This is a genomic window from Herbidospora sakaeratensis, assembly GCF_001570525.1.
GTDB classification, from domain to species: domain Bacteria; phylum Actinomycetota; class Actinomycetes; order Streptosporangiales; family Streptosporangiaceae; genus Herbidospora; species Herbidospora sakaeratensis.
Genome location: NZ_BBXC01000032.1, coordinates 42,336 through 67,237, shown reverse-complemented (window position 1 = coordinate 67,237; position 24,902 = coordinate 42,336). Strand labels below are relative to the sequence as shown.

The 24,902-nt window shown below is 72.5% G+C and carries 22 protein-coding genes and 1 pseudogene; 15 read left to right on the top strand and 8 right to left on the bottom strand.

The window, feature by feature from the left end; translation table 11 throughout:
* The first annotated feature begins 749 nt into the window (after positions 1 to 749).
* Positions 750 to 1,712, top strand: a complete 963-nt coding sequence (locus AW271_RS37585) for a 5'-nucleotidase C-terminal domain-containing protein (RefSeq protein ID WP_083977790.1) — start codon at positions 750 to 752, stop codon at positions 1,710 to 1,712.
* A gap of 38 nt (positions 1,713 to 1,750) precedes the next feature.
* Here AW271_RS37585 and AW271_RS37580 read toward each other — a convergent pair whose 3' ends face one another.
* On the bottom strand, positions 1,751 to 4,348 hold the full coding sequence (locus tag AW271_RS37580; protein ID WP_062343062.1) for a DUF7824 domain-containing protein: 2,598 nt from the start codon (positions 4,346 to 4,348) through the stop codon (positions 1,751 to 1,753).
* A gap of 72 nt (positions 4,349 to 4,420) precedes the next feature.
* On the opposite strand from AW271_RS37580, the pseudogene AW271_RS42745 reads away from it, so the two are divergent.
* Positions 4,421 to 4,693 (top strand): annotated as a pseudogene (locus tag AW271_RS42745) (hypothetical protein); the annotation flags it as partial.
* 33 nt (positions 4,694 to 4,726) lie between these two features.
* Here AW271_RS42745 and AW271_RS40465 read toward each other — a convergent pair.
* A complete protein-coding gene (locus AW271_RS40465) occupies positions 4,727 to 5,002 on the bottom strand; it encodes a hypothetical protein (protein WP_157555074.1) in 276 nt (91 codons plus the stop codon).
* A 143-nt stretch (positions 5,003 to 5,145) separates the two neighbouring features.
* Between AW271_RS40465 and AW271_RS37575 the strand changes: the two genes are divergently transcribed.
* On the top strand, positions 5,146 to 6,552 hold the full coding sequence (locus AW271_RS37575; RefSeq protein ID WP_062343060.1) for an amidase: 1,407 nt from the start codon (positions 5,146 to 5,148) through the stop codon (positions 6,550 to 6,552).
* A gap of 36 nt (positions 6,553 to 6,588) precedes the next feature.
* Here the strand turns inward: AW271_RS37575 and AW271_RS37570 are convergent, their stop codons facing one another.
* Positions 6,589 to 7,068: a winged helix-turn-helix transcriptional regulator gene (locus tag AW271_RS37570; RefSeq protein ID WP_218008291.1), complete on the bottom strand. Its 480-nt coding sequence runs from the start codon at positions 7,066 to 7,068 to the stop codon at positions 6,589 to 6,591.
* A gap of 374 nt (positions 7,069 to 7,442) precedes the next feature.
* Between AW271_RS37570 and AW271_RS37565 the strand changes: the two genes are divergently transcribed.
* Positions 7,443 to 7,667, top strand: a complete 225-nt coding sequence (locus tag AW271_RS37565) for a tautomerase family protein (protein ID WP_062343055.1) — start codon at positions 7,443 to 7,445, stop codon at positions 7,665 to 7,667.
* A 112-nt stretch (positions 7,668 to 7,779) separates the two neighbouring features.
* Entirely contained in the window at positions 7,780 to 8,661 is an 882-nt protein-coding gene (locus AW271_RS37560) for a haloalkane dehalogenase (protein WP_062343053.1), read from the top strand.
* 309 nt (positions 8,662 to 8,970) lie between these two features.
* Here the strand turns inward: AW271_RS37560 and AW271_RS37555 are convergent, their stop codons facing one another.
* A complete protein-coding gene (locus AW271_RS37555; RefSeq protein WP_062343072.1) occupies positions 8,971 to 9,819 on the bottom strand; it encodes an SDR family NAD(P)-dependent oxidoreductase in 849 nt (282 codons plus the stop codon).
* 143 nt (positions 9,820 to 9,962) lie between these two features.
* Here AW271_RS37555 and AW271_RS37550 point away from each other — a divergent pair, with 143 nt between their 5' ends.
* Entirely contained in the window at positions 9,963 to 10,808 is an 846-nt protein-coding gene (locus AW271_RS37550) for a helix-turn-helix transcriptional regulator (protein ID WP_062343051.1), read from the top strand.
* Positions 10,809 to 10,886: 78 nt separating this feature from the next.
* Here the strand turns inward: AW271_RS37550 and AW271_RS37545 are convergent, their stop codons facing one another.
* Positions 10,887 to 11,228, bottom strand: coding sequence for a hypothetical protein (locus AW271_RS37545; RefSeq protein ID WP_157555071.1), 342 nt, complete (start codon positions 11,226 to 11,228; stop codon positions 10,887 to 10,889).
* Between the two features lie 55 nt (positions 11,229 to 11,283).
* On the opposite strand from AW271_RS37545, the gene AW271_RS37540 reads away from it, so the two are divergent.
* The gene (locus AW271_RS37540; RefSeq protein ID WP_245653394.1) at positions 11,284 to 12,336 is read left to right on the top strand and encodes an STM4015 family protein; all 1,053 of its coding nucleotides are present in this window, start codon (positions 11,284 to 11,286) and stop codon (positions 12,334 to 12,336) included.
* An 85-nt stretch (positions 12,337 to 12,421) separates the two neighbouring features.
* Complete coding sequence (locus AW271_RS37535; protein ID WP_062343047.1) at positions 12,422 to 12,826, top strand: hypothetical protein; 405 nt, start codon at positions 12,422 to 12,424, stop codon at positions 12,824 to 12,826.
* Here AW271_RS37535 and AW271_RS37530 read toward each other — a convergent pair whose 3' ends face one another.
* Positions 12,827 to 16,870: an nSTAND1 domain-containing NTPase gene (locus AW271_RS37530; protein ID WP_062343045.1), complete on the bottom strand. Its 4,044-nt coding sequence runs from the start codon at positions 16,868 to 16,870 to the stop codon at positions 12,827 to 12,829. It lies immediately after the preceding gene.
* 186 nt (positions 16,871 to 17,056) lie between these two features.
* Here AW271_RS37530 and AW271_RS37525 point away from each other — a divergent pair, with 186 nt between their 5' ends.
* Positions 17,057 to 17,476, top strand: a complete 420-nt coding sequence (locus tag AW271_RS37525) for an SRPBCC family protein (RefSeq protein WP_062343043.1) — start codon at positions 17,057 to 17,059, stop codon at positions 17,474 to 17,476.
* Between the two features lie 41 nt (positions 17,477 to 17,517).
* On the opposite strand, the gene AW271_RS37520 is transcribed toward AW271_RS37525, so the two are convergent.
* The gene (locus AW271_RS37520) at positions 17,518 to 17,874 is read right to left on the bottom strand and encodes a YciI family protein (protein ID WP_062343041.1); all 357 of its coding nucleotides are present in this window, start codon (positions 17,872 to 17,874) and stop codon (positions 17,518 to 17,520) included.
* Between the two features lie 105 nt (positions 17,875 to 17,979).
* Here AW271_RS37520 and AW271_RS40460 point away from each other — a divergent pair, with 105 nt between their 5' ends.
* From AW271_RS40460 to AW271_RS37495, 6 genes are all read left to right on the top strand, one after another.
* On the top strand, positions 17,980 to 18,147 hold the full coding sequence (locus tag AW271_RS40460) for a hypothetical protein (RefSeq protein ID WP_157555068.1): 168 nt from the start codon (positions 17,980 to 17,982) through the stop codon (positions 18,145 to 18,147).
* Between the two features lie 13 nt (positions 18,148 to 18,160).
* Positions 18,161 to 18,979, top strand: coding sequence for a universal stress protein (locus tag AW271_RS37515; RefSeq protein ID WP_062343067.1), 819 nt, complete (start codon positions 18,161 to 18,163; stop codon positions 18,977 to 18,979).
* Between the two features lie 99 nt (positions 18,980 to 19,078).
* Positions 19,079 to 19,588: a TrmH family RNA methyltransferase gene (locus AW271_RS37510; RefSeq protein ID WP_062343038.1), complete on the top strand. Its 510-nt coding sequence runs from the start codon at positions 19,079 to 19,081 to the stop codon at positions 19,586 to 19,588.
* A 48-nt stretch (positions 19,589 to 19,636) separates the two neighbouring features.
* Positions 19,637 to 20,494 (top strand): LLM class F420-dependent oxidoreductase, encoded by an 858-nt coding sequence (locus AW271_RS37505; RefSeq protein ID WP_062343036.1) that lies wholly within the window; start codon positions 19,637 to 19,639, stop codon positions 20,492 to 20,494.
* A 112-nt stretch (positions 20,495 to 20,606) separates the two neighbouring features.
* Positions 20,607 to 21,380 (top strand): AfsR/SARP family transcriptional regulator, encoded by a 774-nt coding sequence (locus AW271_RS37500; protein WP_062343034.1) that lies wholly within the window; start codon positions 20,607 to 20,609, stop codon positions 21,378 to 21,380.
* On the top strand, positions 21,377 to 22,132 hold the full coding sequence (locus tag AW271_RS37495) for a thioesterase II family protein (protein ID WP_062343032.1): 756 nt from the start codon (positions 21,377 to 21,379) through the stop codon (positions 22,130 to 22,132). The genes AW271_RS37500 and AW271_RS37495 overlap by 4 nt, the downstream gene beginning before the upstream one ends.
* Here the strand turns inward: AW271_RS37495 and AW271_RS37490 are convergent.
* Positions 22,095 to 24,791, bottom strand: coding sequence for an AAA family ATPase (locus tag AW271_RS37490; protein WP_062343030.1), 2,697 nt, complete (start codon positions 24,789 to 24,791; stop codon positions 22,095 to 22,097). The two genes, AW271_RS37495 and AW271_RS37490, sit on opposite strands and share 38 nt — an antisense overlap.
* Positions 24,792 to 24,902 lie beyond the last annotated feature (111 nt).

The window sequence follows — 24,902 nt, the reverse complement described above, 5'->3', positions numbered from 1 at the left end:
TAGGAAGCTGACTGCAGTGTCTCAATCTCCGTTGACGCGTCTCCTGCGTGTCGTGGGCTACGGCGCTCACCGGGTTGGCCTTGTCCGCCATGTAGACCGCCGGTGCGTCACGAAGGTGAGGGCGAAGGGACAGCGCCAAAGGCATGCAGTCCAGACAGGGCGGCCACGTGGCGGTCTGGTCGACCTGGTGAAACTCCCGGGTACAGCCCTCAACTCGTCGGGCAACTGGGCCGCCGTTCATCTTGAAGCGGGCACTTCACACTTCGTACGCGGCGGGCGGCACCGCGCTCCGGGTCTCCTATGCGTTTGGCCGTGGCTGGCACCTGATCACGGGCGACCCCGCATCTACGGCCTCCATCTAGCGATCAGCCCTAGCCGGACGATGGGGTATGTGGTCGGCCACGTACTCGGCCCACCCTGGGATGAAGGGCACGGAACTGCTGCGGCGTCAGCGGGACGCCGGGGACGCGGGACATCGTGATGGCCGGCGGGCGGCGCTAAGCGGGAATGGCGCGAGATCGGGCGCGTGTTCGGCCAGCAGGGTCAGCGCCCGCCATTCCCGTTCGGGCCGGCCGCCGAGAGTCTGAATCGTTTGACCACGACCTCGGGTCCCATCACGACGTCGTGGGTGTTCCGTTCTCCGGCCACGAATTCTTCTTTAAAGGCGTCAATTACCGACATTTAAATAAATGTCAGTCGGGGTCGTTAGTCTCTGCTCGTCCTTGTCATGATCGACAGATGGGAACACTGTGGGACTACCCAGTAAGGCTGGGCGGCTGGCGGCCGTCGCGGTGCTGGTGTGCGGTGCGTTCACGCCCGCCGCGCGGGCCGATGTGGCGCCCGCGGCGGTGCAGAAACTGACCCTCGCCTTCGAGCGTACGACCGCGTCGAAATGTCCGGTGAACTTCGAGGTCTACGGCACGTTCCGCGGGGTGCCGAAAGGTCAGCAGCTCATCCAGTATCGGGTCGTCGGCACCGAGACCTGGCAGGACGTCCTGTCCCCCAAATGGCACAGCGGCCATTTCACCGCCCTGCTCACCACGATCGACTGGGATTACGACTTCGAGAACCCCGACCCGACGTCGGTCCGGATCGAGGTCAGGCAGCCCGACGGTCTCGTCTCCAACGCCCTGTACTACTTCGAGTGCGGCCCGCCCGGTCCCGACGAGACGTTCGGCGAGACCGCGGGGCCCGTCGTCCGGACGACCTCCGGCGGCCCGCTGGCCGAACTGGTCGCCGACGCCTACCTCGACGCGGCGGCGCGTTCGGGCGCGGACGCCGCCCTGGTCAGCAGGTATGGCTTCCACCTCGACCTCGACGCCGGCCCGGTCACCTACGAGGAGATCTACGCGACCCAGCCAGGCGGCTTCGCGATCGACGCGTGGCAGGTCACCGGCGCCGCGCTGAAGACCGTGCTCGCCCATCCGAACACGCGGGGCTGGGTGCTCACCCCGTCGTCCTCGCTCCGCTACACGCTGGAGGGCGGCGCCGTCACCGAGCTCACGCTCTACGGCGAACCGGTGGCCGACGACCAGGTTCTCACCATCGCGGCCAACTACCTGCTGGTGGGCGGCTACGAGGGTTTCCCGCGCTGGCCCGGGGCGAGCGCCGTCTATCGCGGCGGCCCGGACGACCGGGGCGCACTGGCGACGTACATCGCGAAGAAATCGCCGATAAGCGCGCCGGCCGGGGACCGGGTCACCATTAACTGAACAATGGCGCCGGGCGGAGGGAATTCCGCCCGGCGCATTCATCCTGCCATTGCCCGGAGAAGAAGCCGGGCTTTCTCCACCACCTGGCTGCCGCCCTTTCTGGCGGCGAATCCGGCCAGGCGCGGCAGCTCCCCCCGCGCCCCGGCGAGGGTGGCCGCCTTGATCGCGACGTCCAGCAGTTCCGCCAATCCGGTCGCCGGACGTGAGCCCGCGCGGGGCAGCAGCACGGGGAGCGCCTCGGCGAACACGGCCCACATCTCCCCGTGCATCCCCGACAGCGTGAGCTCCTCCAGCGCCGGGGCGGCCCACTTCAGCTTCAGGGTGTCCGCGCCGGTCAACTGGCCCAGCGCCCAACCGAAGTCGGCGCCGGAGAACTCGCCCCGGACGGCGAGGATCTTCATCGCGTCGATGGCGAACACCCGCTGCGCGGGCTTCTTGTGTCCCAGGGCGGTCATGATCGCGCTCGCCGTCGCCCGGCCCACGGGCCCCTCGCCCTGGACGAACCTGGTCAGCACCTCGGCCTTGGCGCGGTTGGCCGGAACGCCCACCACGAAGCATTCCAACAGGTGGGCCGCGAGCACCTCCCGGTGGGATGGCATCAGCTCCGGCCACCACTGGATCTCATCCGAATGGCCGCCCCAGAACTCCTGCGGCTCCAGCGTCCAGAGATCACCGAGCCGCTCCGGCAGATCCTGGGCGGGCGGCGTCAGCCGGGCGTGCACCTCCGGGACGAGGGAGACGGTACGGAGCACGGCCTCGATGCCGCAGTTCACGTCGGGATCGGCCGGGCCACCCTCCCGCAGCCACGCGGCCAGCCGTCGTCCCGCCGAAGTGGTCAGCTTCTCCGCCCGGACGACGGCCTCGGGTTCGACGGCCCGGGGCAGCCGGAGCAGCGCCTGGCAGAAGTCGAGGGGAAGCGGTTCGTGGTCGCCCAGCAGTTCCATGCGGCCGACCAGCGTCGCCGGGTCGATGTGGCCGGTAGGGGCGGTCGGGGTGGCCAGCAGCACCGGGAGCGTGCGGCCCGACTCCAGCAGGCCGACGACCTCGCGGATCCGGTCGCGGACCACCCAGTCGAGCGGTGTGCGGTAGGGAGGTTCCTTGGCGAGGTAGTCGGTGATCCCCTGGGACCGCCGGACGCTGTCGGCCGGAGAGATGATCGCGAGCGCGCACAGGTGGAGCGACGTGGTGGGGTAGTTGGCCAGGTAGAAGTCGTTCAGGAGATAGGAGCCGTGGTGCACCGCCCAGGTCTGCTCCCACCAGGGCCGGACCGCCTCGGTGGTCGCGGCGCGGTCGCGGTGGATGAGGGCGACCAGCGCGGCCAGCAGCCGTTCGACCTCCATGGGCTCCCAGCGCCGCCAGCCAGGAGCCACCTGACGGGCCAGTTCGTCGACCGAGTCGATCTCCGGTGGCAGCCGGGGCGACTTGATCTTCACCCGCAGGGTGCCGGGGACCAGTGAGTCGACCGGCGGCGCGGCGACCTCGCCGAAGGCGCCGGCGATCCGGGCGCGGAGGTCCGCCGGGAGCGCCTCGGCGGCCTCGCGGATCATGCCGACGGTGGCCGGGGTGGCGTGGGGGGCCAGTTTGAGCGCGAGACGTACGGAACGATCGCGGAGCGAGGGGGTCTCCTGGCCGAAGACCGGCGCGAGCGCGGCCAGGGCGCCGTCGGCGCGCTCGGGCGTCGCCTCGGCGATCCACTGCAGGGCGGTCGTGACGTGCTTCTTCTCCGGCCGGAACGCCAGCGCTGCGACCGTCTCGGCGAACAGATCCGGGTCGAGGGAGTCGTCGAGACGGCGTAACTCCTCGGCGGCCAGCCGCGCCAGCGGGGCCGCGGCGACCGGGAGCACCCGGGCCAGGTCGACCGCCGACACCTCGCCGGACGTCGGCCGCAGCGTGTTCCACAGGTGGACGAAGGGTTCGATCTGGCGGTCCTGCCCGTGGGTGAGGAACCGGGCGATGCACCCGTCGATGAGAACCTGCCGCTCCAACCGGCCCTCGGCTGCCAGTTCGGCCAGGCCGCTGATGATGGAGCGGTTGTGGTTGGCGGTGTTGAACGTCCAGTCGTGGGTCAGTGCGGGTGTGACGCCCTCGGCCTGGAACAAGCGGGGGATCATGACGTCGAGCAGGGGATGGTCGCGGATCGCCTCGATCGTCTCGCCCGTCCAGAGCCGGTGGCAGAGATCCCAGAGCCAGCCGGTGACGAAGGCGTCGTTCTCGGGCGGTTCAATGCCGGTCTCGATGACCAGGGACGCGGCCAGGTCCCAGCCGGGCTGCCCGTGGACGTTCCGCCAGCCTCGGGCCCGGCTCGGCCGCAGCCTGGCGACCAGGCGGTGGGCGAGATCCCGGCGCCATTCGTCCTTCCGGTCCTGCAGGACGAGCAGGAGGTCGGCGGCGTCGGCCCTCGGCGGCCGGGGCTCGCGCAGTTCACGGCGATCGAGCCAGGCGGCGACCTGCGCGGCGCCGGAGAAGCAGGCCGCGCCGAGGAGGCGGAACGCGCGGGCCTGCGCGGCGACCTCCCACCGGTCGGTCAGATATCCGGGCAGTTCGGCCGCGACGGCCTTGCGCTCCGGTTCGTCGAGTCCGGCCAGGTGGGCGCGCAGCCCCGGGACGTCGTTGATCCACTGCTGCCAAGAGGACATGCGCGGACGCTACCGATCATCACCGACAAACCTGCCGTGATCGCGGCATGACCAGGCCCCCGCGACTACGCCTGGTTCTCCGCCTTCGGCCTGGCGGAGGCCTTCAGCTTCATTTTCGTCCGAGGGCTCACGCCCGAGGAGCTCGTGTCCGGGATGGGCGGCCGGGTGGAGGACGTCGAGCCGGTGGGGTCGTGGGTGCTTGGGCGGCAGGTCAGTCAGCAGCCACCACAGCGTGCCGCCCGGGGCGTCCGCAGCGACGGCGGAAGGGGCGCAGTTACGGCATGCCCGTCATTCCAGCCGCCCGCCCAGACGGGTGCGGTGGTCGTCACCGAACCACTCTCATAACGCGAGCTCAAACCGCATTACACAGGAAGATCATCAGGGTGATTCACCACCCAATGACCGAATTGCGGTGAGCGGTCCGTGAGCCTCGCCGGACGGGTTGCCCGTGCCCTCCTCCTCCCGGCCGCGACGCACCCCGTAGGCGAGGTTGGCCCGAGCGGCCGGCGTGTGGGGGTGTTCGACGCCCGAGACGCGTTCGCGGATGGGCAGCAGCGCGGCGAACTGGTCGCGCGCCCCGTGGGTGGAGCCGGCGTCGCCGTACGGCAGAGTACGCGGTTCCTGGTATTGGGCCGCCGACAGAAATTCCCACAAAGGCCCCTTCTACCTGCGGCGCTACGCTGAAACCTTGGAGATGCAAGCCAGGGTGCGCGGGAGCAGCAGTCCTTGGCTCGGCCACCCGATCGCCAGGCACCGGCGGGTCCGGCGATATGAGCTGGGCTGAGAGAGGGTCCATCATGAGCGCTGATCTCCATCATTGCGACGCGACCGGGTTGGCCGAGCTGATCCGTACGAGGCGGGCCTCCTGCGTCGAGGTGGTTCAGGCGCACCTGGACCGGATCGAGGTCGCCGATCCGAGGATCAACGCCGTCGTCACCGTTGCCGACGGCGCGCTGGACGCCGCGCGGGTGGCGGACGCGGAGCTGGCGGCGGGCGCGGACGTGGGGCCGCTCCACGGGGTGCCCTTCACAGTCAAGGACTCCTTCGACACCGCCGGGGTGCTCACCCAGCGCGGTTCGCCGATTTTCGCGGGGCGTGTCCCGGACACGGACGCCACCAGTGTGGCGCGGGTGAAGGGCGCCGGGGCGATCCTCTTGGCGAAGACCAATCTCCCGGAGTTCGCCTACTGGATCGAGTCCGACAACCTGCTGACGGGCCGCACGAACAACCCCTGGGACCTCGACCGCAGTGCCGACGGTTCGAGCGGCGGGGAGTCGGCGGCGCTGGCGGCCGGGATGTCGCCGCTCGGCCTGGCGAGCGACCTGTCCATCTCGGTGCGCGGGCCGGCGGCCGACACCGGTGTCGCGGGCCTCAAACCGACCCACGGGCGCATCCCGATGACGGGGGTCTGGCCACGGGAGCCGCGCCGCGACTGGCATGTGGGCCCCATGGCCCGCACCGTCCGCGATCTCGCACTGGTGTATTCCCTGTTGGCCGGTCCTGACGGCGCCGACGGATTCGCCGTCGTCCCGCGCGGGTTCGACGCCGGCTTGGGCGCCTCGCCAGACCGGCCCGTCCGCGTCGGCTGGCTGGTCGACTCGGGGCTCGGCCCGATCGATGCGGAGGTCGCGGCGACCGTGCGGGAGGCCGCCGAGGCCCTGCGGGGAGCGGGGGTCCAGGTCGAGGCCGTGGACATTCCGGCTCTTGAGCGGGACAACCCGCTCGACCTCTTCATGCGCCAGCACGTCATGGAGATGAAACCGGCGTTCCGGGCGATCACCGCCGGTCACGAGGAGCAGATGTTCACCTACTCCCGCGCCCTGCTCGGCGTACCCGACACCTCGGTGCGGGACTACGTCCAGGCTGAGCAGGGCATCGAGCGGCTCCGTGACGGTTTCGCGGAGTTCTTCCAGCGGTACGACGCCCTGCTGCTCCCGGTGACGCCGATCCCCGCACACGCGCACGGACTCACCCAGTTCACCGTCGACGGCCGGACGGTGGACGCCTTCCACGTGATGACGCCGACCGTCCCGTTCAACCTGACCGGGCTCCCGGCCCTGTCCCTGCGGTTCGGCACGAGCAGCGACGGCATGCCGATCGGCGTGCAGCTGGCGGCCACCTGGCACGCGGAGTCGACGATTCTCCACCTTGGCTCGCTGCTGGAGTCGCTGAGCCCGGTCCGGGACCAGTACCCCGCCCTCTGACGGCCGGGAGCCTGCTGCTCCGGCGGGCGCCCCAGGTCAGGTGCCGGTGGTGACCGGGCCGGCCAGGGTGATCGGGTCGGGGGAGATCCAGGGCCGTACCCACGCCTCCTCTTCACGCTGGACGAGCTCGCCACAGCTGTCACACACCCTGCCCGGCGTCGTGACCTGGCCGCACCGCTGGTGGATCACCTGCATCGCACCGGTCGGCTCGGCCGGCTCGGTGTGCTGCTGGCCCCAGACGGCCAGAGCGTGCAGCACCGGCAGCACCTCTGCCCCGGCGGTCGTGAGCCGGTACTCCTGCCGGACGCGGGCCCCGTCGCGGTACGGCACCCGCATGAGCACGCCGGCCTCGACCAGCCGGGCGAGCCTGTTGGACAGGATGTTGTCGGCGATGCCGAGCTCCGCGCGGAACGCGTCGAATCGGGTCGTGCCCAGGTTGGCATTCCGCAGGATGAGCAGCGTCCATCGATCCCCTAGCAGGCCGGCGGCCCGGCCGATCGGGCAGGGAACGGACACGTGTGGCGCTGTTGCCACATCAGCCTCCTCTCGAACCCAACGCTGGCTTGCAGTGAACAAGTTCAGCGTAGTAGCCGGAAAAAGGGTCGGACGCTCGCCCCCTGGCGCTCGGCTTGACCGGTGACGGGCGGAAGTGGCGCCAAGGCGGATCCGAGGCCGGGCAAGCCGTCGGCGGCGGTTCGCGTGCCGCTTGCATCCACCCAGTCGGAAGCGTAACGTCCCAGGTAGAGGAAGCTTTCACTTTGCAAGTCAGGGTCGACGGAACCCGAGACTCGGCGGCCTACCATACGGCGACACCCCTGACACGGATCCTCCACACGCCGGATCGCGGGATCCGTAACCGGTCGCAGATGGACATGAGGAGGTCGGAGCAGATGCCACTCATCAGGGTTGACGTCCTGGAAGGAACGTTCGACACCGAGGAGAAGGAGAGGATCGTACGCGACCTGACCGACGCGATGGTCAAGATCGAGGGCGAGAACCTGCGCCCGATCACCTGGGTCCTCATCGACGAGGTCAAGGGCGGTGAATGGGGAATCGGGGGGAAGCCCTACACCGCGGAAGACGTGCAGGCGCTCGCCAAGGGCACGGAGGCCTGATCACGGGGCAGCCGCAGTCCGGTCCCCGTGCCGCGACCCTCAGGGAACGGACCTGTGGTGCAGCCGGACCCACGACAGCATCGTCGAATTCGTCCTCAGGGGGAGGCCGGAGATGAACGCCCGTCCCTACGCGGAGAAGAAGTTCACCGAGATCAACGGCGTCCGGATGGCCTACATCGACGAGGGCCAGGGCGATGCGATCGTGTTCCAGCACGGCAACCCGACCTCGTCCTACCTGTGGCGCAACGTCATGCCGCACCTCGAAGGACTGGGCCGGCTGGTCGCCTGTGACCTCGTCGGCATGGGCGACTCCGGCAAGCTGCCCGACTCCGGCCCCGACCGCTACTCCTACCGGGAGCACCGGGAGTACCTGTTCGCGCTGTGGGAGCACCTCGATCTCGGCGACGACGTCGTCTTCGTCGTGCACGACTGGGGGTCCGCGCTCGGCTTCGACTGGGCATACCAGCACCAGGACCGGGTCGCCGGCATCGCCTACATGGAAGCCATCGTGGCACCCGCGACCTGGAACGACCGGCGGGAAGACGCGCGGCGGACCTTCCAGGCCCTCCGCTCGCCCGCCGGCGAGGCCATGGTGCTCACCGGCAACGCGTTCGTCGAGGAGGTACTGCCGTCGGGGATCCTGCGCGAGCTCGGCGAGGAAGAGATGGCGGTCTACCGCGCGCCGTACCTCGAGCCGGGCGAGAACCGCCGCCCCACGCTGAGCTGGCCCCGCCAGCTCCCGATCGAGGGCGAGCCCGCCGACGTGGTGCGGATCGTCACGGAGTACGGCCGATGGCTGGCTGCCTCCCCGGTCCCCAAACTGTTCGTCAATGCCGACCCTGGCAAGGTCCTCATCCGCGGTCCGCGCGCGTTCTGCCGCACCTGGCCCAACCAGACCGAGGTGACAGTGCCTGGCGCGCACTTCGTCCAAGAGGACAGCCCGGAGTTGATCGGCGCCGCGGTAGCGGACTTCGTCCGCGGCATCCACAAGTGACAGCGCGTGCGGTGACCGGGAGGTTCGTCCTCGACGACAACCCTGAGTTGAAGTGCCCGTCCGGCCCCTCAGACCTGGCCTGCAGCTCCGTGTACGGGGCCCCTCACGGCAATGAGGCCCTCGACGCCGGGCCCGGGCTATTCGGCGCTCTGGCGGCCGAGCCGCCGACGCAGGGCCTCAAGCCGTGACCGCCACCGACTTCGGCACCGCCCGCCTGGCCGAGGCCACCGCGCGACTGCGCGGCCGCCGAACTGGTCGACCACCTGGCCCCGTTGCGCCGGATCATCACCGCCGGCAGGTCTCAGCCGCTCATGATCCGTTTGGCTTGCCCTGTGCGAGGCGGGCGATGTGGTCCCACTGCTCCAGCTCGGCCAGCCGGCCGGCGTATTCGGTGCGCACAGCCTCCAGGCCGCCGGTCCCGAACATGACCCGGATCGGCGGCTCGGGCGAGTCCGCGATCGCGAGGAAGGCCTCGGCCGTCGCGGCGGGGTCACCCGGCGTGAAGCCGCTGACCTCCGCCCCCGCCCACAGCGCCTGGTGGGCGTGGGCGTATGCCGGGTCCTGCCGGACCTGCGGGGAGGCCGCCGCCAGATCGGTGGGGAACACGACCGGCTCGATCAGGGTGACGTGGATGCCGTACGCCGCCACTTCGGCGGCGAGCGCCTCGCTCATCGCCTCCAGGGCCCACTTGGAGGCCTGGTAGATGCCGAGCGCCGGGTAGGCGATCAGGCCACCGAGTGAGGAGACCTGCAGGATCCGGCCCGCACGGCGCTCGCGCATCCCGGGCAGCACGGCCCGGGTGGCCCACAACGCGCCGAGGTAGTTGACGTCCATCTGAGCCCGGATCTGTTCCTCCTCGGCCTCTTCGACGGCGCCGACCAGCATGTGGCCCGCGTTGTTGACCAGCACGTCGATTCCGCCGAACCTCTCCTCGGCGCTCCGCACGGCGGCGCGCACGGCGGCGGAGTCGCGGACGTCGAGCTGCAGGGGCAGGAAGCGGTCGCCGTGGCGTTCGGCCAGGGGGGCCAGCGCCGCCTTGTCACGGGCGGTCGCCGCGAGCCGGTCGCCGCGGGCGAGGATCGCCTCGGCCCAGTGTGCGCCCAGACCGCGCGAGGCCCCGGTGAGGAACCAGGTCCGGGACGTCGTCGCCTTGCTCATGTGAATCTTCTCCATCGTCATCCGGCCAGGCGGTTCCTGGCCGGTGACCAGCGTGTCCGCCATCGGAGCTCTTAGGCAGAGTCGCTCTACCCAGGGATCGGCGGTCTCTGGCTGCCGGTCCGGCGGTGACGCAGACTCGAAGGGTGGACACCAGACAATTGGCCGATTTCCTGCGGATACGCCGGGAGGAGCTCAGCCCCGTGGACGTCGGCCTGCCGGGCACGGGACGCCGGCGTACTCCCGGCCTGCGCCGTGAGGAGGTCGCGCGCCTGGCCGACATCTCCACCGACTACTACACCCGTCTGGAGCAGGATCGGGCGCCGCAGCCCTCGCCGGGCGTGCTGCGGGCGATCACCAGGGCGCTGCGCCTGACCCTGGACGAGCGCGACCACCTCTTCCGGCTGGCCGGGCACCCGCCGCCGGACCGGAGGCGCTCCGACGACCACGTCGCACCCGGCCTGCTCAGCGTGCTGGACCGCCTTACCGACGTCCCGGCCCAGGTGATGACCGACCTCGGTGTCACCCTGGTCCAGAACGATCTGGCACGCGCCGTCTTCGGCGATCTCACCCAGCTGCGCGGGCCCACGGGCACGGTGGTGTACCGGTGGTTCACCGACCCCGGCGCCCGAGCCGGGTATCCGGTCCAGGATCACGCGAAGGAGTCCCTGGCCCTGGTCGCCGACCTGCGGGCCGCGGCCGCCCGCCGCGACGACGCGCAGGCCAGGGGCCTGGTCAACCGGCTGCTCCGGGCGAGTCCCGAGTTCGAGGCCCTGTGGAATCTGCATTCGGTGGAAGTGATGCGCCGCAGACGCAAGCGGATCCGGCATCCCGAGGTGGGTCTACTGGAACTCGACTGCCAGATGCTCCTCGACGAGGAACGCACCCAGCTCCTCGCCCTGTTCTCACCGGCGGCGGGCACCCCGACGGCGGAGCGTCTCACACTGCTCGCTTGTCTGGGACCGCTCCCCACCCGACGCGCCGCTCAGTGAACTCGCCGGCGGCGGGGAACGTCGCTCCTGCGTGCTCGACCGGAGGCTTGTCCCACGAGCGACGACCTGTGCGACACGTCAGTAGCTGTCGCTCCACCTGTACCAGGCGCCCCGCAGGTGTTCGAAGGTCGACGCGGCTCCTCCGTTGATCTCGTGGGCCGGTGGTCTCTCCGGGCTCCAGACATAGCCATGGGGGTCCACTCCGGCCGCGGCCTCGCCCGTCACGAAGTAGACGCGGTCCCGGAGGTGGTAGACGTCCAGGAACTCGATCCCCGCGACCGTGCGCTCTCCTGCGTCGTCGGGGGCGATGGTTTGAGCCACCCGCTCCAATTCCGGGGGGGCGCGCAGGATGAGTTCCTCATGGCTGGGGCCGCAGGCCACCAGCGTCATCAGGGCGGCGCAGACCGCCAGTCTTCTCACCGGTCAGATTGTGCCCGCCGCCTGAATTGTCGGCCATCCCTAGTAAGGATGACGGATGATCTTCGAAGGCAACGAGATATACGCCGACGACCGTGAGTACGACCGATATCTCGACGCGCAATATCCCAGAAGAGCGGCCGATCCGCGTGACTGCGGCGAGACGTTCGTGCCTGAGTCCGGGTTCTACGACGTCGACCGGATGGGCGCCCACCGGGAGACCTTCGCCGGGCTTCCCGTCGCCGGATATCGGCTGCTCAAGGGGCGGGTCAAAGTCGATCCCGCGCTGGTGGCCTGGCCGCTGCACGGCTGTGGAATGTACGACGAGGCCGATGAGGCCGGATACGCCGCGGGGCTGGAGGAGTTGCTCGCCGTCGCCGACGGGTCGCGGATCCAGGCCATCGTGGCCCCGGGGATCAGTGCTCGCCACGCGCCCGCGGTGCTCGCGGCCAACGCCCACCGGTTGCCCCGGTTACGGTCGTTGTTCCTCGGCTGCACCGATCCCGACTACCAGATCTCCTGGATCGCGCAGGGTGACGTCACTCCGGTCCTGGAGGCGTTTCCGCTGCTGGAGCGGCTGGACGTCCGGGGTGGTGAGGGGCTTGAGCTGAAGCCCGTCCGCCACGCGTCGCTCAGGGTCCTGCGGTTCGAGACCGGGGGGCTGCCCGAGGGGGTCGTGCGGGCGATCGGAGAGAGCGAGTTGCCGGCGCTGGAGCACCTGGAGTTGTGGCTCGGCACGGCCGCCTACGGCGGCGGCGCCACGGTCAACGACCTCGACGGCATCCTCACGGGCACGGGGTTGCCCGCGCTGCGCCGGCTGGGCCTGTGCGACAGCGAGATCCAGGACCGGGTGGCCGCCGCCCTCGCCGCCGCGCCGGTCGTCTCCCGGTTGGAGGAGCTCAGCCTGGCCATGGGCAGGCTGACCGACGACGGGGTCGAGGCCCTGCTGGCCGGCCAGCCTCTCACTCACCTACGCCGGCTCGACCTGCATCACCACTTCGTCTCCGAGCCCATGGGCGAACGCCTTCGCGCCGCCCTGCCCGGGGTCGAGATCGACCTGTCCGAAGCTCACGACCGCCGGGCGGGGCTGTACGTCTCCGTCGCCGAGTGACCTGTGCCGACCAGCCGATATAGCTCGCGTATAACCCCATGGGCCAGCGTTCTGCCCGTCAGGTCCATCGACGTGAAGGAGCGGAATGCGAAAGATCCGCAAGCTGGCCCTCGTCTCGGGAGCGGTCTCGGCCCTCGTGCTCGGAGGCGCGCCTCCCGCGACGGCCGCCAGTTCGAGTTGTTCCATCCCGCTGTTCTGGACCACGTGCACGACGGGGACCGTGGCGGCCAACTCCGGCACGCACGATCTCATGGTCATCGCCACGAACTGCCCGGGGCCGCTCGGGGGCAAGACCCTGGGCATCAAGCTCCAGGACGTCGGCACCGGACAGTACTTCTGGCACTCCTCCGTGCCCTACGGCTACGCGCGTTACGTCCGGGTGTCCGGCCTGTACGGGAGCTACAAGCTGCGCCTGGACGGTGAGCCGACCCGGTTCGGTCAGCTCACCACCAACGTGAACGGGTGGACGCCGGGGTTGCGCGCCTGCTGATCAGGCGCAGATCACCTGACGGGGAAGCCCGGCGGCGTAGGTGGTCCACTCGGCGGGGGTGAGGTCGCGTCCGGACGCCTGGCACAACCGCGTGACCGCCTCGGCGGGGTCGAGGGGCCAGCGGATGATGCGGCCGGAGTCGTCGCCGCTGATCAGTTCGCCGGCGGGAGTGAAGGTGAGGGCCTTGATCGGCAGGGTGGGGCCGGTCAGCCGGGCATAGGGGCGTCGGCTGGCCAGGTCCCACACGATGATCGTGCGGTCTTCCCCGGCCGAGGCGAGCAGCCGTCCGTCGGGGCTGAAGGCGACGGCGTGCACGGGGGCGGTGTGGCCGGTCAGGGTGGCGGCGGTGCGGCCCGCGGGGTCGTGCAGTTTGACGGTCCGGTCGGCGCCCGAGGTGGCGATCGTCGCGCCGTCGGGGCTGAAGGCGACGTCCAGGATCGAACCGTGGCCGGGGCGGACCCGGGTGATCTCCTTGTCGGTGGCGGTGTTCCAGAGCAGCAGCAGGTCCGACGGGCCGGCGGAGACGAGCAGCGGGTCGCGGGGGCTGTGGGCGACCACGGTGGACAGGTAGGGCGGGGCGTCGAACGGCGCCTGCTTCGGTGCGGCCGGGTCGGTGACGTCCCAGCGGAACCGGCTGATCGCGGTCGTCACCAGGGTGCGGCCCGAGGGGTCGTACGCCACGCTGGTGGTGGCGCCCACGCCCGCGTAGCGGGTCTCGCTCAGCCGCCGCCGGGTGGGGACGTCCCACAGGGTGAGGCTGTGGTCGCGGCCGACGGCCGCGAGCACGCGGCCGTCGGGGCTGTAGGCGATCGACCTGACCTGGTCGGGATGGCCGTCGAGGATGGCGAGGGGGTGTCCGGTCAGGTCCCAGAGCCGGACGGTGCGGTCGCTGCCGGCCGAGGCCGCGGTCGTGCCGTCGGGGCTGATCTGGAGGTCGTTGACGGCCTGGTCGTGGCCGCCGAAGAGCGGGACCGCCTGCTCGCGGATCACGATCGAGGGGCCCATGCCGCCCGAGGCGAGCCGGGAGCCGTCGGCGCTGAGGGCCAGGGCCCTGGTCTCGGCGCGGCTGCGGTCGAGGTAGGTCTCCACGGGCGCCCTGCGGGTGAGGTCCCAGACGGTGATCATGCCGTCCTCGTCGGCCACCGCCACCCGGTCGCCGGCGGGGGCGGACACCTCCCACGCGTAGGGGCCGCTCGTCGGCAGCGCGAACACCGGGGTGACCTCGTCGCGGGTCAGCCGCCAGAACTTCGCCCCGCCGGTGTCGGAGGCGGTGACCAGCGTCTCTCCCGAGACGATCACCCGGTGCACACGCGACGTGGGCACTTCGGCGTGGCGGCGGCCGGTGCGCACGTCCAGCACGACCGGTTGCTCCGGTCCGGTGGCGACCAGCAGCGAGTTCCCGGCGGCGAAGGCCAGTGAGCCGATGGACGGCCCGCCCGTGTCGATCGAACGGCGGGTGCCGGCGGGCAACGTCCACATCTCTATGGCGCCGTCGTCGTGACCGGCCGCGACCGTGCGGCCGTCGGTGGAGAAGGCCATGGCGGGGGTGAGGTCGGTGAGCCGTTGGGTGAAGACGGCCTTCATGGTGGTGGTGTCCCAGACGACGACCGAGCCGCGGGCCCCCTTCACGACCGGTTCGCGGGCGGTCGAGGCGAGGTAGCGGCCGTCGGCGCTGAACGCGGCGCTCCTGACGTACAGCGGCACGTCGGTCAGGTGATCTTTGAGGGTGGCGATCCTGCGGTGGTTCCGGTCCCACACGCCGACGGTGCCGTCGACTCGGGCGGCGGCCATCATGCCGCCGTCGGGGCTGAACGCCAGCGCGTAGACGCCCGCGCCGCCGGGGCGGATCTCGACCTTGCGCCGGGCCGCCGCGGCGACGCTCAGCACCCCGCCGACCGTCTCGGCGTCGGCGGTGAGGCGGTGGGCGGCGACGGCCAGCAGGCCGGCCAGGCCGGGGTCGGTGTCGAGCAGGAACCGGGCCGTCAGCGACAACCGGCCGGAGGCCGCGACGTGCTGCTGTCGTTGGGCTTCGCGGCCCTGGCCGACCGCGACGCCGCCGCTGACGAAGGCCAGCAGGAGCAGCGCCGCGATCCCGGCGACCAGCCGCTTCAGCAGCCGGTTGCGGCGGCGCACCGCGACGATCTCGTCCTGCTCGGCCGACCGGGACGCGGCCAGGAAGGCGGCCTCCAGCGCGTTCGGCTCACCCGGGTGCTCGTCGGCCCAGGTCAAGGCCGACGACAGGCGCGAACCCCGGTAGAGCGTGCCGGGGTCGCGGCGATGGTCGTCCCAGAGCCGGGCGGCCTCGGTGACGCCCCGGTGCACCAGGAGCGCCGCGCGGTCGTCGGTGAGCCAGCCGCGCAGCCGGGGCCAGTTCCGGATCAGCGCCTCGTGGGCGACCTCGGCCGTGCCGTCGCCGAGGGTCACCAGCCGGGCGGCGGCCAGCCGCAGCAGCACGCCGGTGACCACGGGTTCGGCGGCAATGCCGACCAGTTCGGTGGAGGCGACCGGGCGGCGGGTGTCCTCGGTGCCCTCGCCCAGGGCCGACAACCGCAGGAAGACGCGCCGGGCCACCTGGCGTTCCTCCGGGGCGAGATCGGCGTACACCTGCTCGGCGGTCTGGGCGATGGCCCCGGCGACGCCGCCGGTGCCCTGGTAGGCGTCCAGGCTGAGCAGGGTGCCCTCGCGGGCCCGCCAGGTCTCCAGGAGGGCGTGCGAGACGAGCGGCAGCCCGCCCGGTTCGGCGACGGCGGCGGCGACGATCTCGGCCAGCATCTCGGGCTGCACCCGCAGTCCCGCCCGCGCGGCCGGGCCGACGACGATGTCCCGCAACTCGGCCGTCGACGGCGGCCCCACCAGTACCTGGGCCTCGCCGGCGAGCGCCGCGACGAGGTCGGGATAGCGGGTCAGCCGCCCCAGGAAGTCGGCCCGGACGCCCAGCACCACCCGCCGCCCGGGTTCCAGCAGCCGGGCCACGAACGCGCGCCGCTCCGCCTCGTCGGCGCAGAGCGTGAAGACCTCCTCGAACTGGTCGACGACGAACAGCGCGCCGGTCTCCTCCGGCACCCGGGCGAGCGGGTGCTCCCCCGGCGTGACCAGCACGCCGTCGGGCCGGGCCCCGAGCAGCCCGGCCCGCAGCAGCGACGACTTGCCGCTGCCCGAGGCGCCGTACACCGCCACGAGCGGCAGCCGGTCGGACAACTCGACCAGCCGGTCGCGCAGCGCCTCCCGCCCGAAGAACCAGTCGGCGTCCGCCGCCTGGAAAGCCGCCAGTCCCCTGTACGGGCACTCACCGCTGTCGGACCGCAGGGGGATCAGCTCCTCGTCCCCCCGCAACATCGCCTCGTGCAGCCGCCGCAGGTCGGGGCCGGGTTCGACGCCGAGCTCCCGGTCGAGCACCTCTCTGGCCTCGCGGAAGCCCTCCAGCGCTTCGGCCTGCCGTCCGGACCGGTAGAGCGCCAGCATCAGGTGGCCGCGCAGCCCCTCGCGGAAGGGGTGCCGCCGGACCAGCTCGGCGAGTTCGGCGACGCTGTCACCGGGCCGCCCGGCCCGCAACATGGCGGTCGCCCACGACTCGGCCGCGGCGAGCCGGGCCTCGTCGAGGGCGGCCGCGGCCTCGGCGACCGGCGGGCAGTCGGCGAACCCCTCGAACGCCTCGCCGCGCCACATCCGCAGGGCCTCGCCCAGTCTCTTGGCGGCCAGTTCGGCCTCGCCGGCCTCCAGCGCCGCCTCGCCCTGGGCCGTCAGGTCGCGGAAGCGGCGGGCGTCGAGCGCGGGGGCGTGCAGGGTGTAACCGCCGGGCCCGCGGGTCACCACGTCGTCGCCCAGGGTCCGGCGCAGCCGGTGGACGTACAGGTAGAGGTTGTGCCGCGCCGACGCCGGCGGCCGGTCGCCCCAGACCGCCTCGACCAGCGTCTCGGCCGGATGGGGCCGCCCGGCCCCGGCCAGCAGCACGGCGAGCGTCAGCCGCAGCTTGCGGGCGTCTCCCAGGGAGACCTCGACGCCGTCCCGGATGACCTGCAACGTGCCCAGTACGTGGAATTCCATCCGGCTTCACAACTCCAGGGCCAGGGCTTGTCGATCAAGGCTGTCCAGGTTTGCCATGATCTTTTTCTTCTGTCAACAAGGAACCGAGGCACGATGGTGTACGCCGCGAAGCCTGGCTCCCGGGGCCCAACGGAGATACACACAGGAGTGCACCCCACCGCAGCGCCCCGGCTTCAGGAGACCACCATGGCCAGCACGACCGCGTCCGCCGACCTCGCCGCCTCCCCCGACCGCGTCTGGGGACTCATGGGCGGCTTCGGCTCGTTGCCCGACTGGTTGCCGTCCATCACCGGCAGCGAGCTCCTCGAAGGCGGCCGCGTCCGCAGGGTCACCACCAAGGACGGCGTCGTCATCGTCGAGCGGCTCCAGCACTTCGACGAGCGGGCCCGCACCTACGGCTACTCCGCCGGCGAACTACGTCTCCCTGTGCGGGACTACCGCGCCACCATCGCCGTCCTCGAAGTGCGGGGCGAGCCGGAGAAGTCCCGCGTCGAGTGGACCGGCACCTTCGTCCCGGAGGGGGTCACCGAAGAGGAGGCGGTCGCCGTCGTCCACCGCGTGCTGAGCGGCGGTCTCGACGCGCTGCGGCGGGCGCTCGACGCCTGAACGGGCGAGGGCCTCCCCCGGAGGGGAGGCCCTCTTCGGCGTCACTGCGCGAAGACCACCGGTCTCACCTCGATGCCCATGCCGTCGACGTGGGCGTCCGGGATGAGGGCGGCCAGTTCCAGCGCCCGCTCCCGGTTCTCGACCTCGACCAGGTAGTAGCCGCCGAAGAGCTCCTTGGTCTCCAGGAACGGGCCGTCGGTCACGACCGGGATGCCGCCCCGGACGCTGACCACGGCGCTCTCGGACGGGTCGGCCAGCGCTGCGGTGCCGACCAGTTCGCCCGACTTGGTGATGGCCTCCATGAAGTCGCCGTGGCCGGCCATCACCTCCTGGCGCCGCTGCTCGGTGAGGCCGTCCCAGAGGCGGGGGTTCATGTGCATGATCAAGAGGAACTTCATGTCGTCTCTCCTTCGGTGTGCTTCCGATGACGAGTCGGAGCCGCCGACGAGTTTTCTACATGGGCACCCAGGAAGCCGCGAGGCTCCACGTGCTGTCGGCCGGTCGTGCGGACCAAGATCACGGTCTGTCTGGTGTCGGGGCTCGCCGGGGCGCTCAACGCGGCCCGGTTGTCGTCGTCGTTCCAGCAGGTCGTCAGCGGGGCGTTCCTCGCGGCGGTGGTGGTGACGCACCGGGTGCCGGGCGGCGTGCGCGAGGACGACGCCCCGGTGTGATCACATGGACCCCATGATCGTCGTGGGGGTCGACGGGCTGCGTCCCGGTGTGCTGGCGGTGGAGTGGGCGGCGCGGGAGGCGGGTGTGCGCGGGGTGCCGCTCCGGCTCGTGAGCGTCGTCCCGGCGTGGTGCCTGCACGACGGGCCGACCGGCGCGGTCGCCGACATCGGCGCGTGGATGCGCAACGGCGGCAAGACCGCCCTGACCGAGGCGGCGGGCGCCGCCCGGCGGGTGGCCGGTGACGTCGTCGTCGAGACCTCCCTGCTGGGCGGCGACCCCCGGCGGGAGCTCATCGACGTCTCCGAGGACGCCGACCTGCTCGTCGTCGGCGACTCGGGCATGGGGTCGCTGCGCGGCCTCCTGATCGGGTCGGTCGCCCTGGGCGTGGCCGGGCACGCGCACTGTGACGTGGTCGTGGTGCGGGCCTCGGCGGCCGATCCCCGGCCGGAGGTCGTCGTCGGCGTCGACGGGTCGGCGGCGCAGACCGCGGTGCTCGACTTCGCCTTCCGCGAGGCCGCCCTCCGCGACGCGGACCTGCGCGCCGTCACGGCGTGGAACTGGCGCGACCCCCTGGGCGGGCCGGAGGCGGGCGAACGGTCCCTGGCCGAGGCCCTGGCGGGCCGCCGGGAGGTCTTCCCGGACGTCCGGGTGCGGACGGAGGTCGTGGAGGGCAGCCCGGTCGACGTCCTGCGCCACGCCGCCGACCGGGCCGGGCTCCTGGTGGTCGGATCGCGCGGGCGCGGCCCGCTGGCCGGCATGGTGCTGGGATCGGTCAGCCAGGCCCTGCTGCACGTCGCGCCCTGCCCGATCGCCGTCGTGCGCGGGCGCTGACGGTTCGGTACGATTCGGATTCGACCTTCCTCGATCTTCTTCGATGGCCCGGGCGTGCCGATGAAGCGCCCTTCACATGGATGAGCACACCACGATGCCATGAGCGTGCGGATCCGGACCTCCAAGGATCTCCGCGCCCGTAGGCGCCGCCGCTCGCCGGGATGTCTCGGCCACCTCTACGCCGCCCCGCTCTGGCCCCTGCACGGCGTCAACCTGGGCACTCTTCTCCGCACCTGTGACGCGGTGGGCGCCTGCCTGGCCGTGCCCCGGCTGCCGTGGGTGCCCGAGGCGCTGGCCCGGGGCGACACGCTGCGGCAGCCGGCCTGCGTGCACTGGGTGAAGCCGTTCCCGTGGCTCGCCGAACGGCGCGCGGCCGGGGCACGGGTGCTCGGCGTCGAACTGGCCGAGAACGCGATCAGGCTGGCCGACCTGCCGATGGCGCGGCAGCCGACCGTCGCCGTCCTCGGGCACGAACACGACGGCATCCCGCCCGAGGCCCTCGACCTGCTCGACGACGTGGTGGAGATCCCGATGATCGGGACCGGCGCCAGCCTCAACGTCGCGGTGGCGGGGTCGCTGGTGCTCTACAAGCTGGCGGGCATGGCCTGAGCCGATCGCGGAATGATGATCGGTATCAGGCCATCAGAAGGAGCGGACATGCGGATCGGCGTCGTCTTCCCCCAGACCGAGATCGGCCCCGACGTCGGCGCGGTGCGCGCCTACGGGCAGCGGGTCGAGGAGCTGGGCTTCACCCACGTGATGGCCTACGACCACGTGCTGGGGGCCGATCCGGACGTCCACGAGGGATGGGACGGCCCCTACGACGTGGACACCGCCTTCCACGAGCCGATGGTGCTGTTCGGCTATCTCGCGGCGCTGACCTCGCTCGAGATGGTGACCGCGATCATCATCGCGCCGCAGCGGCAGACCGCGCTGCTGGCCAAGCAGGCGGCCGAGGTCGACCTGCTCACCGGCGGCCGGTTCCGGCTCGGGGTGGGGCTGGGCTGGAACCGGGTGGAGTACGAGGCCCTCGGCCAGGACTTCTCGACCCGGGGGCGGCGGATCGAGGAGCAGGTCGAGCTGATGCGGCGGCTCTGGACCGAACGTTCGCTCAGCTTCGACGGGCGGTTCGACCGGGTGACGGGGGCCGGGCTGGCCCCGCTGCCGGTGCAGCGGCCGATCCCGGTGTGGTTCGGCGCGCAGTCCGCTCCGGCGTACCGGAGGGCAGGGCGGCTGGCCGACGGCTGGTTCCCGCAGTTCGCGCCGGGCCCCGAGCTGGCGGAGGCGAAGGCGGCCGTCGAAGCGGCCGCCGCCGAGGCGGGCCGCGACCCGGCCGCCATCGGCATGGACGGCCGCCTCCGGTGGACCCCCGACCAGGAGGCGCTCGCCGAGACGGCCGCTCGGTGGCGGGAGCACGGCGCGACCCACGTCAGCGTGAACACGATGAACGCGGGCCTGCGCACCGTCGACGAGCACCTGGCGGCGCTGGAGAGCGCGGCCGCCGCCCTGTTCTGATTTCCCTACAAAATACGTAGGTTTTTAGGGGATATACGTAGTTTCGCTGATGTGCGGAGCGGCCCGGCCGAACAGGGTGGAAGGCATCAGTCCACTGCCGCCAGAGGTGCCGATGCGTTACGAACTGCTTGGGCCGCTCCGTGTGTCCGACGGCCGGGAGTCCCATTTCCTCAGCGCTCCGAAGATGGAGACGACCCTGGCCATCCTGCTCGTCAGGGCGGAGTGGGTCACCACCAAGGAGCAGCTCATCACCGAGTTGTGGGGGGAGTCGCCGCCCCAGCGGGCCTCGGCGGCGCTGCACGTCTACATCTCGCAGCTGCGCAAGTTCCTGGCCGCCGCCGGGCACGGCGACGGGGAGACGATCGTCACCCGCTCGTCGGGCTACGTGCTGCGGCTGCGCGACGCCGAGTACGACGTGGCCGACTTCCAGCGGGCCGTCGCCCACGGCCGGATGTGCCTGCAGGCCGGGCGGTACGAGGAGGCGCTCGCCCAGTTCGAGGAGGCGCTGCGGCTGGTGCGCGGCCCGGTGCTCGACCAGCTGCCCGACGGGCCCGTGCTGGCCGCGTTCGCCGCGTGGGCGGAGGAGGAGCGGCTCGACTGCCTGGAGCTCTCGATCGAGGCGCGCACGGCGCTCGGACGGCACCGCGAGGTGATCGGGCCGCTGAACGGGCTGATCACCCAGCACCCGCTCCGGGAGTCGTTCTACCGGCAGCTCATGCTGGCCCTCTACCGGTCGGAGCGGCAGGCCGACGCGCTGCAGGTCTACCGCACCGCGCAGCAGGTGCTGCAGGCCGAGCTCGGGGTGCAGCCCTGCCCGGCGCTGCGGCGGCTGCACCACGCGATCCTGACCTCCGACGCCCTGCTCGACCTGCGTGCGGCCAGTTGACCGGCCAGTCGACCGCCGACGTCTGGTTGCGCCGCTACCACGCCGCCCCGTCGGCCCCGGCCGAACTGGTCTGCTTCCCGCACGCGGGCGGCGCGGCGGCCTACTGGTATCCGCTCTCGGCCCTGATGGCCCCCGGCGTCGAGACGCTGGCCGTGCAGTACCCGGGCCGGCAGGACCGCCACCGCGAACCGGCGGCGACCGACCTGCACGACCTGGCCGACCGCCTGGCCGGGGTGCTCGGCCGGCCGGCGGCCCGGCCCCGCGTGTTCCTCGGGCACAGCATGGGGGCCTCCCTCGCCTACGAGGTGGCCGTCCGGCTGGAGGGGAGGAGCGGCGCGCCCGCCCGGCTGATCCTGTCGGGCCGCCGCGCGCCCTCGCGGTGGCGGCCCTCCCCCGAGCCGCTGGACGACGCCGCGCTCGTCGCCCGGGTGCGGGCGCTGGGCGGCACCGACGCCGACCGGCTCACCGACCCCGACGTGCTGGAGCTGGTGCTGCCCGCGCTGCGCGCCGACCACCGGGCCCTGGCGGGCTACCGCGACACGCCGGGCGCGCCGGTCTCCTGCCCCGTGACGGCCTTCGCCGGCGAGCACGACGAGGAGGCCCCCGTCGCCGACGTGGCGGCCTGGCGGCGCCACACGACCGGCGGGTTCGACCTGCGGGTCTTCCCCGGCGGGCACTTCTTCGTCGCCGACGACGCGCCGGGCAAGGCCCGCCTCATCGCGGACCTGGTCCGGCCGGTTCCGACACGCTGAGCAGGCGCACCAGCGCGGCACGGGAGCCGACGCCGAGCTTGGCGTAGATGCGGTTGAGGTGGACGTCGACCGTGCGGGGGCTGATGCGCAGCCGTTCGGCGATGTCCTTGGTCTTCAGCCCCTCGCCCGCCAGGTCGGCGACCTCCCGCTCCCGTGAGGTGAGCTCGTTCAGCCCGGCCTGCGGGCCGGGGGACGCCTGGTGGACGGCCGCGCGCGCGAGGTCCCGGGCCCGCGCGCCGCCCGGCGGGCCGTCGCCGAGGAGGGCCAGCGCGTCCTCGTAGCAGCGGGCGGCCGGTTCCCACCGGCGGGCGTGCGCGAGCGCGTGGCCCTTGGCGAGCAGGGCGTATCCGGCCGCTTCCGGCAGGCCGACGGCGAGCGCGGCGTCGGCGGCGGCCTCGGCCCAGCGGGCGACGCGGGCGGGCGGGCCGTCGTCGGCGCGCAGGGTCGCGGCGGCCAGCAGCTCGTAGCACCAGGCCGCGTAGACCTGGACCGGCTCGGGCACCTGCTCGGGCAGGTCGCCCGGCTCCGGCTCGTGCGGGAGCAGCACGGCCAGCGCGCGGCCGGGTTCGCCGCCGGTCAGCGCGGCCTCGGCGAACAGCAGGGCGTTGATCGGGGTCCTGGCCGCGACGAGGTGGTCGCCGCGGCCGGTCGGCAGGGTGGGGCGGCCGAGCCGGGCCCAGGAGGCGGCGATCAGCGCGTCGGCCAGGCCGACGTGGTCGTCGCGGCCGATGCGGTGGGCGACCGACCGGGCCTCCAGCGAGACGGCGTGCGCGTCGGCCGGGCGGCCCCGGTGGTAGTGGACGTAGCCCAGGGTGCCGAGCAGCGGGGCCATCAGGTGGGCCTCGCCGCGTTCGCGGGCCCCCGACAGGGCGCGTTCGGCGTGCGCGCGGGCCTGGTCGTACCAGCCCATGAGGGCCTCGGCCCACGCCAGCACGAGCAGGTGCGCGGCCTCGCGGGAGCCGGCCGGCGTCTCCCGCCCGTCGAGGAGCCGGGCGGCGGCCCGCAGCGGTTCGGCGGCCCCGGTGGGGTGGCCGCCGATGACCCTGCACATGCCGAGCAGGGCCAGCCGGCCCGCCCCGGTGAGGTCGTCCTCGTACGCGGCGTTCCTGGCCAGCGCCTCGACGTCGGCACGCGCCGGGACCTGCCCGGCCAGCACCTTGGCGAGTTGCGCCTGCACCTGGAGCAGCGCGCGGGCGGCCGGGTCGGCGTCACCGCACGCGGTCAGTTCGGCCAGCACGAGCGCCTGGGCCTCGCCCGCGTCGCCGAGCGCGGCCGTCACCGACGACAGGAAGGCGACGGAGCGGGCCCCGGCCGGGCCGCCGAGCACCTGCCGGGCCAGCTCGCGCACCCCGGCGGCGTCGCCGGTGGCCGCCAGCGCCCGGACGACCGGCCGCCACGACTCGGGGCCGGGTTCGCCGCCGTGGGCGCGGTGCGCCCGCAGCGCCGAGCTCACCCAGTGGGCGGCCTCCGCCGGACGGCCGTTGCGCAGCGCGTCGTGGACGGCGGCCGTCAGCAGCCCGGGGTCGGCGGAGAGGATCCCGGAGCGTTCGGCGTGCCGGGCCACCTCGGCGGGCGGCGCGCCGGTGGCCGACAGGTGCCGGGCGGCCCTGCCGTGCGCCGCCGACCGCCAGCAGGGGTCGACGGCGGCGTACAGGGCGAGCCGGACGAGCCGGTGGCGGAAGGTGAGGGTGCCGGGGCTGCCGGGGACGGGCCGGATCAGGTCGCGCCGCCGGAGTTCGGTCAGCACCCGGCAGGCGACGTCGCGGTCGACCACGGCCACGGCGGCCACCGCGACGACGTCGACGACGTCGCCGAGCACGGCCGCGGCGTCGAGCACCAGCCGGGCCTCCCCCGGCAGCGGCTCGGTCTCGGCCAGCAGCCGGGCGCCGAGGCTGCCGCGGGTCCAGGGGCCGCCGTCGTCGGCCGGGAGGCCGGCCAGCGCCGTCAGGTAGAGGGGGTTGCCCACCGCGTCGTCATGCAGGCCCCGGACCGCGGCGAGGTCGACGCCGTCGAGCAGCAGGGCCGACTGCCCGTGGCTCAGCGGGCCGAGCGCGACCGAGGCGACGCCGCCGAGGTCGAGCACCGAGCGCAGCCTGACCGGCGACTGGCGCGGGCGGTGCGCGACGACGGTCGTCAGAGGGCCGTCGACGGGCCGCCGGATGAGCATCTCCAGCAGCGCGACGGACATCGGGTCGGCCCAGTGGACGTCGTCGAGCAGCAGCAGCACGTCGCCGGGCGCGGCGGCCAGGCAGTCGGCCAGCCCCCGGCGCACCGTGACGAAGAGCCGGTGGCGGCCGGCGAACGAGGCGGTCTCGGCCTCCCCCGCGCAGCCGAGCACGTCGATCAGCGCGGCGGCGGCGGGCACGATGCGGCCGCCGGGCCCGCGCCAGGTGGCCAGAGCCTGGAGGAAGGGGTGGAAGGGCTGCTCGGCGCCCGCTTCGGAGCAGCGGCCCGCCAGCACCGTGACGCCGTCGCGGCGGGCCTCCCCGGCGAGGCCGCCGAGCAACCACGACTTGCCCGCGCCGGGGTCGCCGGTCAGTTCGGCGACCCGGCCGTGGCGGTCGCGCGCGGCCCGGACGAGATGGGTCAGGCGGTCGAACTCCAGGTCTCTGACGAGGGCGGGGCGCCGGATCTCATGAGCACGAACGGTGACCGTCATCTTCGCGGAAGCCTCCCCAGGTTTTCTATACAAAACCTACTGGAATTAGGGAATAGCATAACCAACCATCGCGGCCAGCCCGATTAACGCACCATCAGAATCCACGTTTCG

Excerpts from the sequence above, each read along its gene's own strand:
- AW271_RS37580 (WP_062343062.1), bottom strand. The coding sequence starts at position 4,348 with ATGTCCTCTTGGCAGCAGTGGATCAACGACGTCCCGGGGCTGCGCGCC.
- AW271_RS37575 (WP_062343060.1), top strand. The coding sequence starts at position 5,146 with ATGAGCGCTGATCTCCATCATTGCGACGCGACCGGGTTGGCCGAGCTG.
- AW271_RS37565 (WP_062343055.1), top strand. The coding sequence starts at position 7,443 with ATGCCACTCATCAGGGTTGACGTCCTGGAAGGAACGTTCGACACCGAG.
- AW271_RS37560 (WP_062343053.1), top strand. The coding sequence starts at position 7,780 with ATGAACGCCCGTCCCTACGCGGAGAAGAAGTTCACCGAGATCAACGGC.
- AW271_RS37555 (WP_062343072.1), bottom strand. The coding sequence starts at position 9,819 with ATGAGCAAGGCGACGACGTCCCGGACCTGGTTCCTCACCGGGGCCTCG.
- AW271_RS37540 (WP_245653394.1), top strand. The coding sequence starts at position 11,284 with ATGATCTTCGAAGGCAACGAGATATACGCCGACGACCGTGAGTACGAC.
- AW271_RS37535 (WP_062343047.1), top strand. The coding sequence starts at position 12,422 with ATGCGAAAGATCCGCAAGCTGGCCCTCGTCTCGGGAGCGGTCTCGGCC.
- AW271_RS37530 (WP_062343045.1), bottom strand. The coding sequence starts at position 16,870 with ATGGAATTCCACGTACTGGGCACGTTGCAGGTCATCCGGGACGGCGTC.
- AW271_RS37525 (WP_062343043.1), top strand. The coding sequence starts at position 17,057 with ATGGCCAGCACGACCGCGTCCGCCGACCTCGCCGCCTCCCCCGACCGC.
- AW271_RS37520 (WP_062343041.1), bottom strand. The coding sequence starts at position 17,874 with ATGAAGTTCCTCTTGATCATGCACATGAACCCCCGCCTCTGGGACGGC.
- AW271_RS37515 (WP_062343067.1), top strand. The coding sequence starts at position 18,161 with ATGATCGTCGTGGGGGTCGACGGGCTGCGTCCCGGTGTGCTGGCGGTG.
- AW271_RS37510 (WP_062343038.1), top strand. The coding sequence starts at position 19,079 with ATGAGCGTGCGGATCCGGACCTCCAAGGATCTCCGCGCCCGTAGGCGC.
- AW271_RS37505 (WP_062343036.1), top strand. The coding sequence starts at position 19,637 with ATGCGGATCGGCGTCGTCTTCCCCCAGACCGAGATCGGCCCCGACGTC.
- AW271_RS37500 (WP_062343034.1), top strand. The coding sequence starts at position 20,607 with ATGCGTTACGAACTGCTTGGGCCGCTCCGTGTGTCCGACGGCCGGGAG.
- AW271_RS37490 (WP_062343030.1), bottom strand. The coding sequence starts at position 24,791 with ATGACGGTCACCGTTCGTGCTCATGAGATCCGGCGCCCCGCCCTCGTC.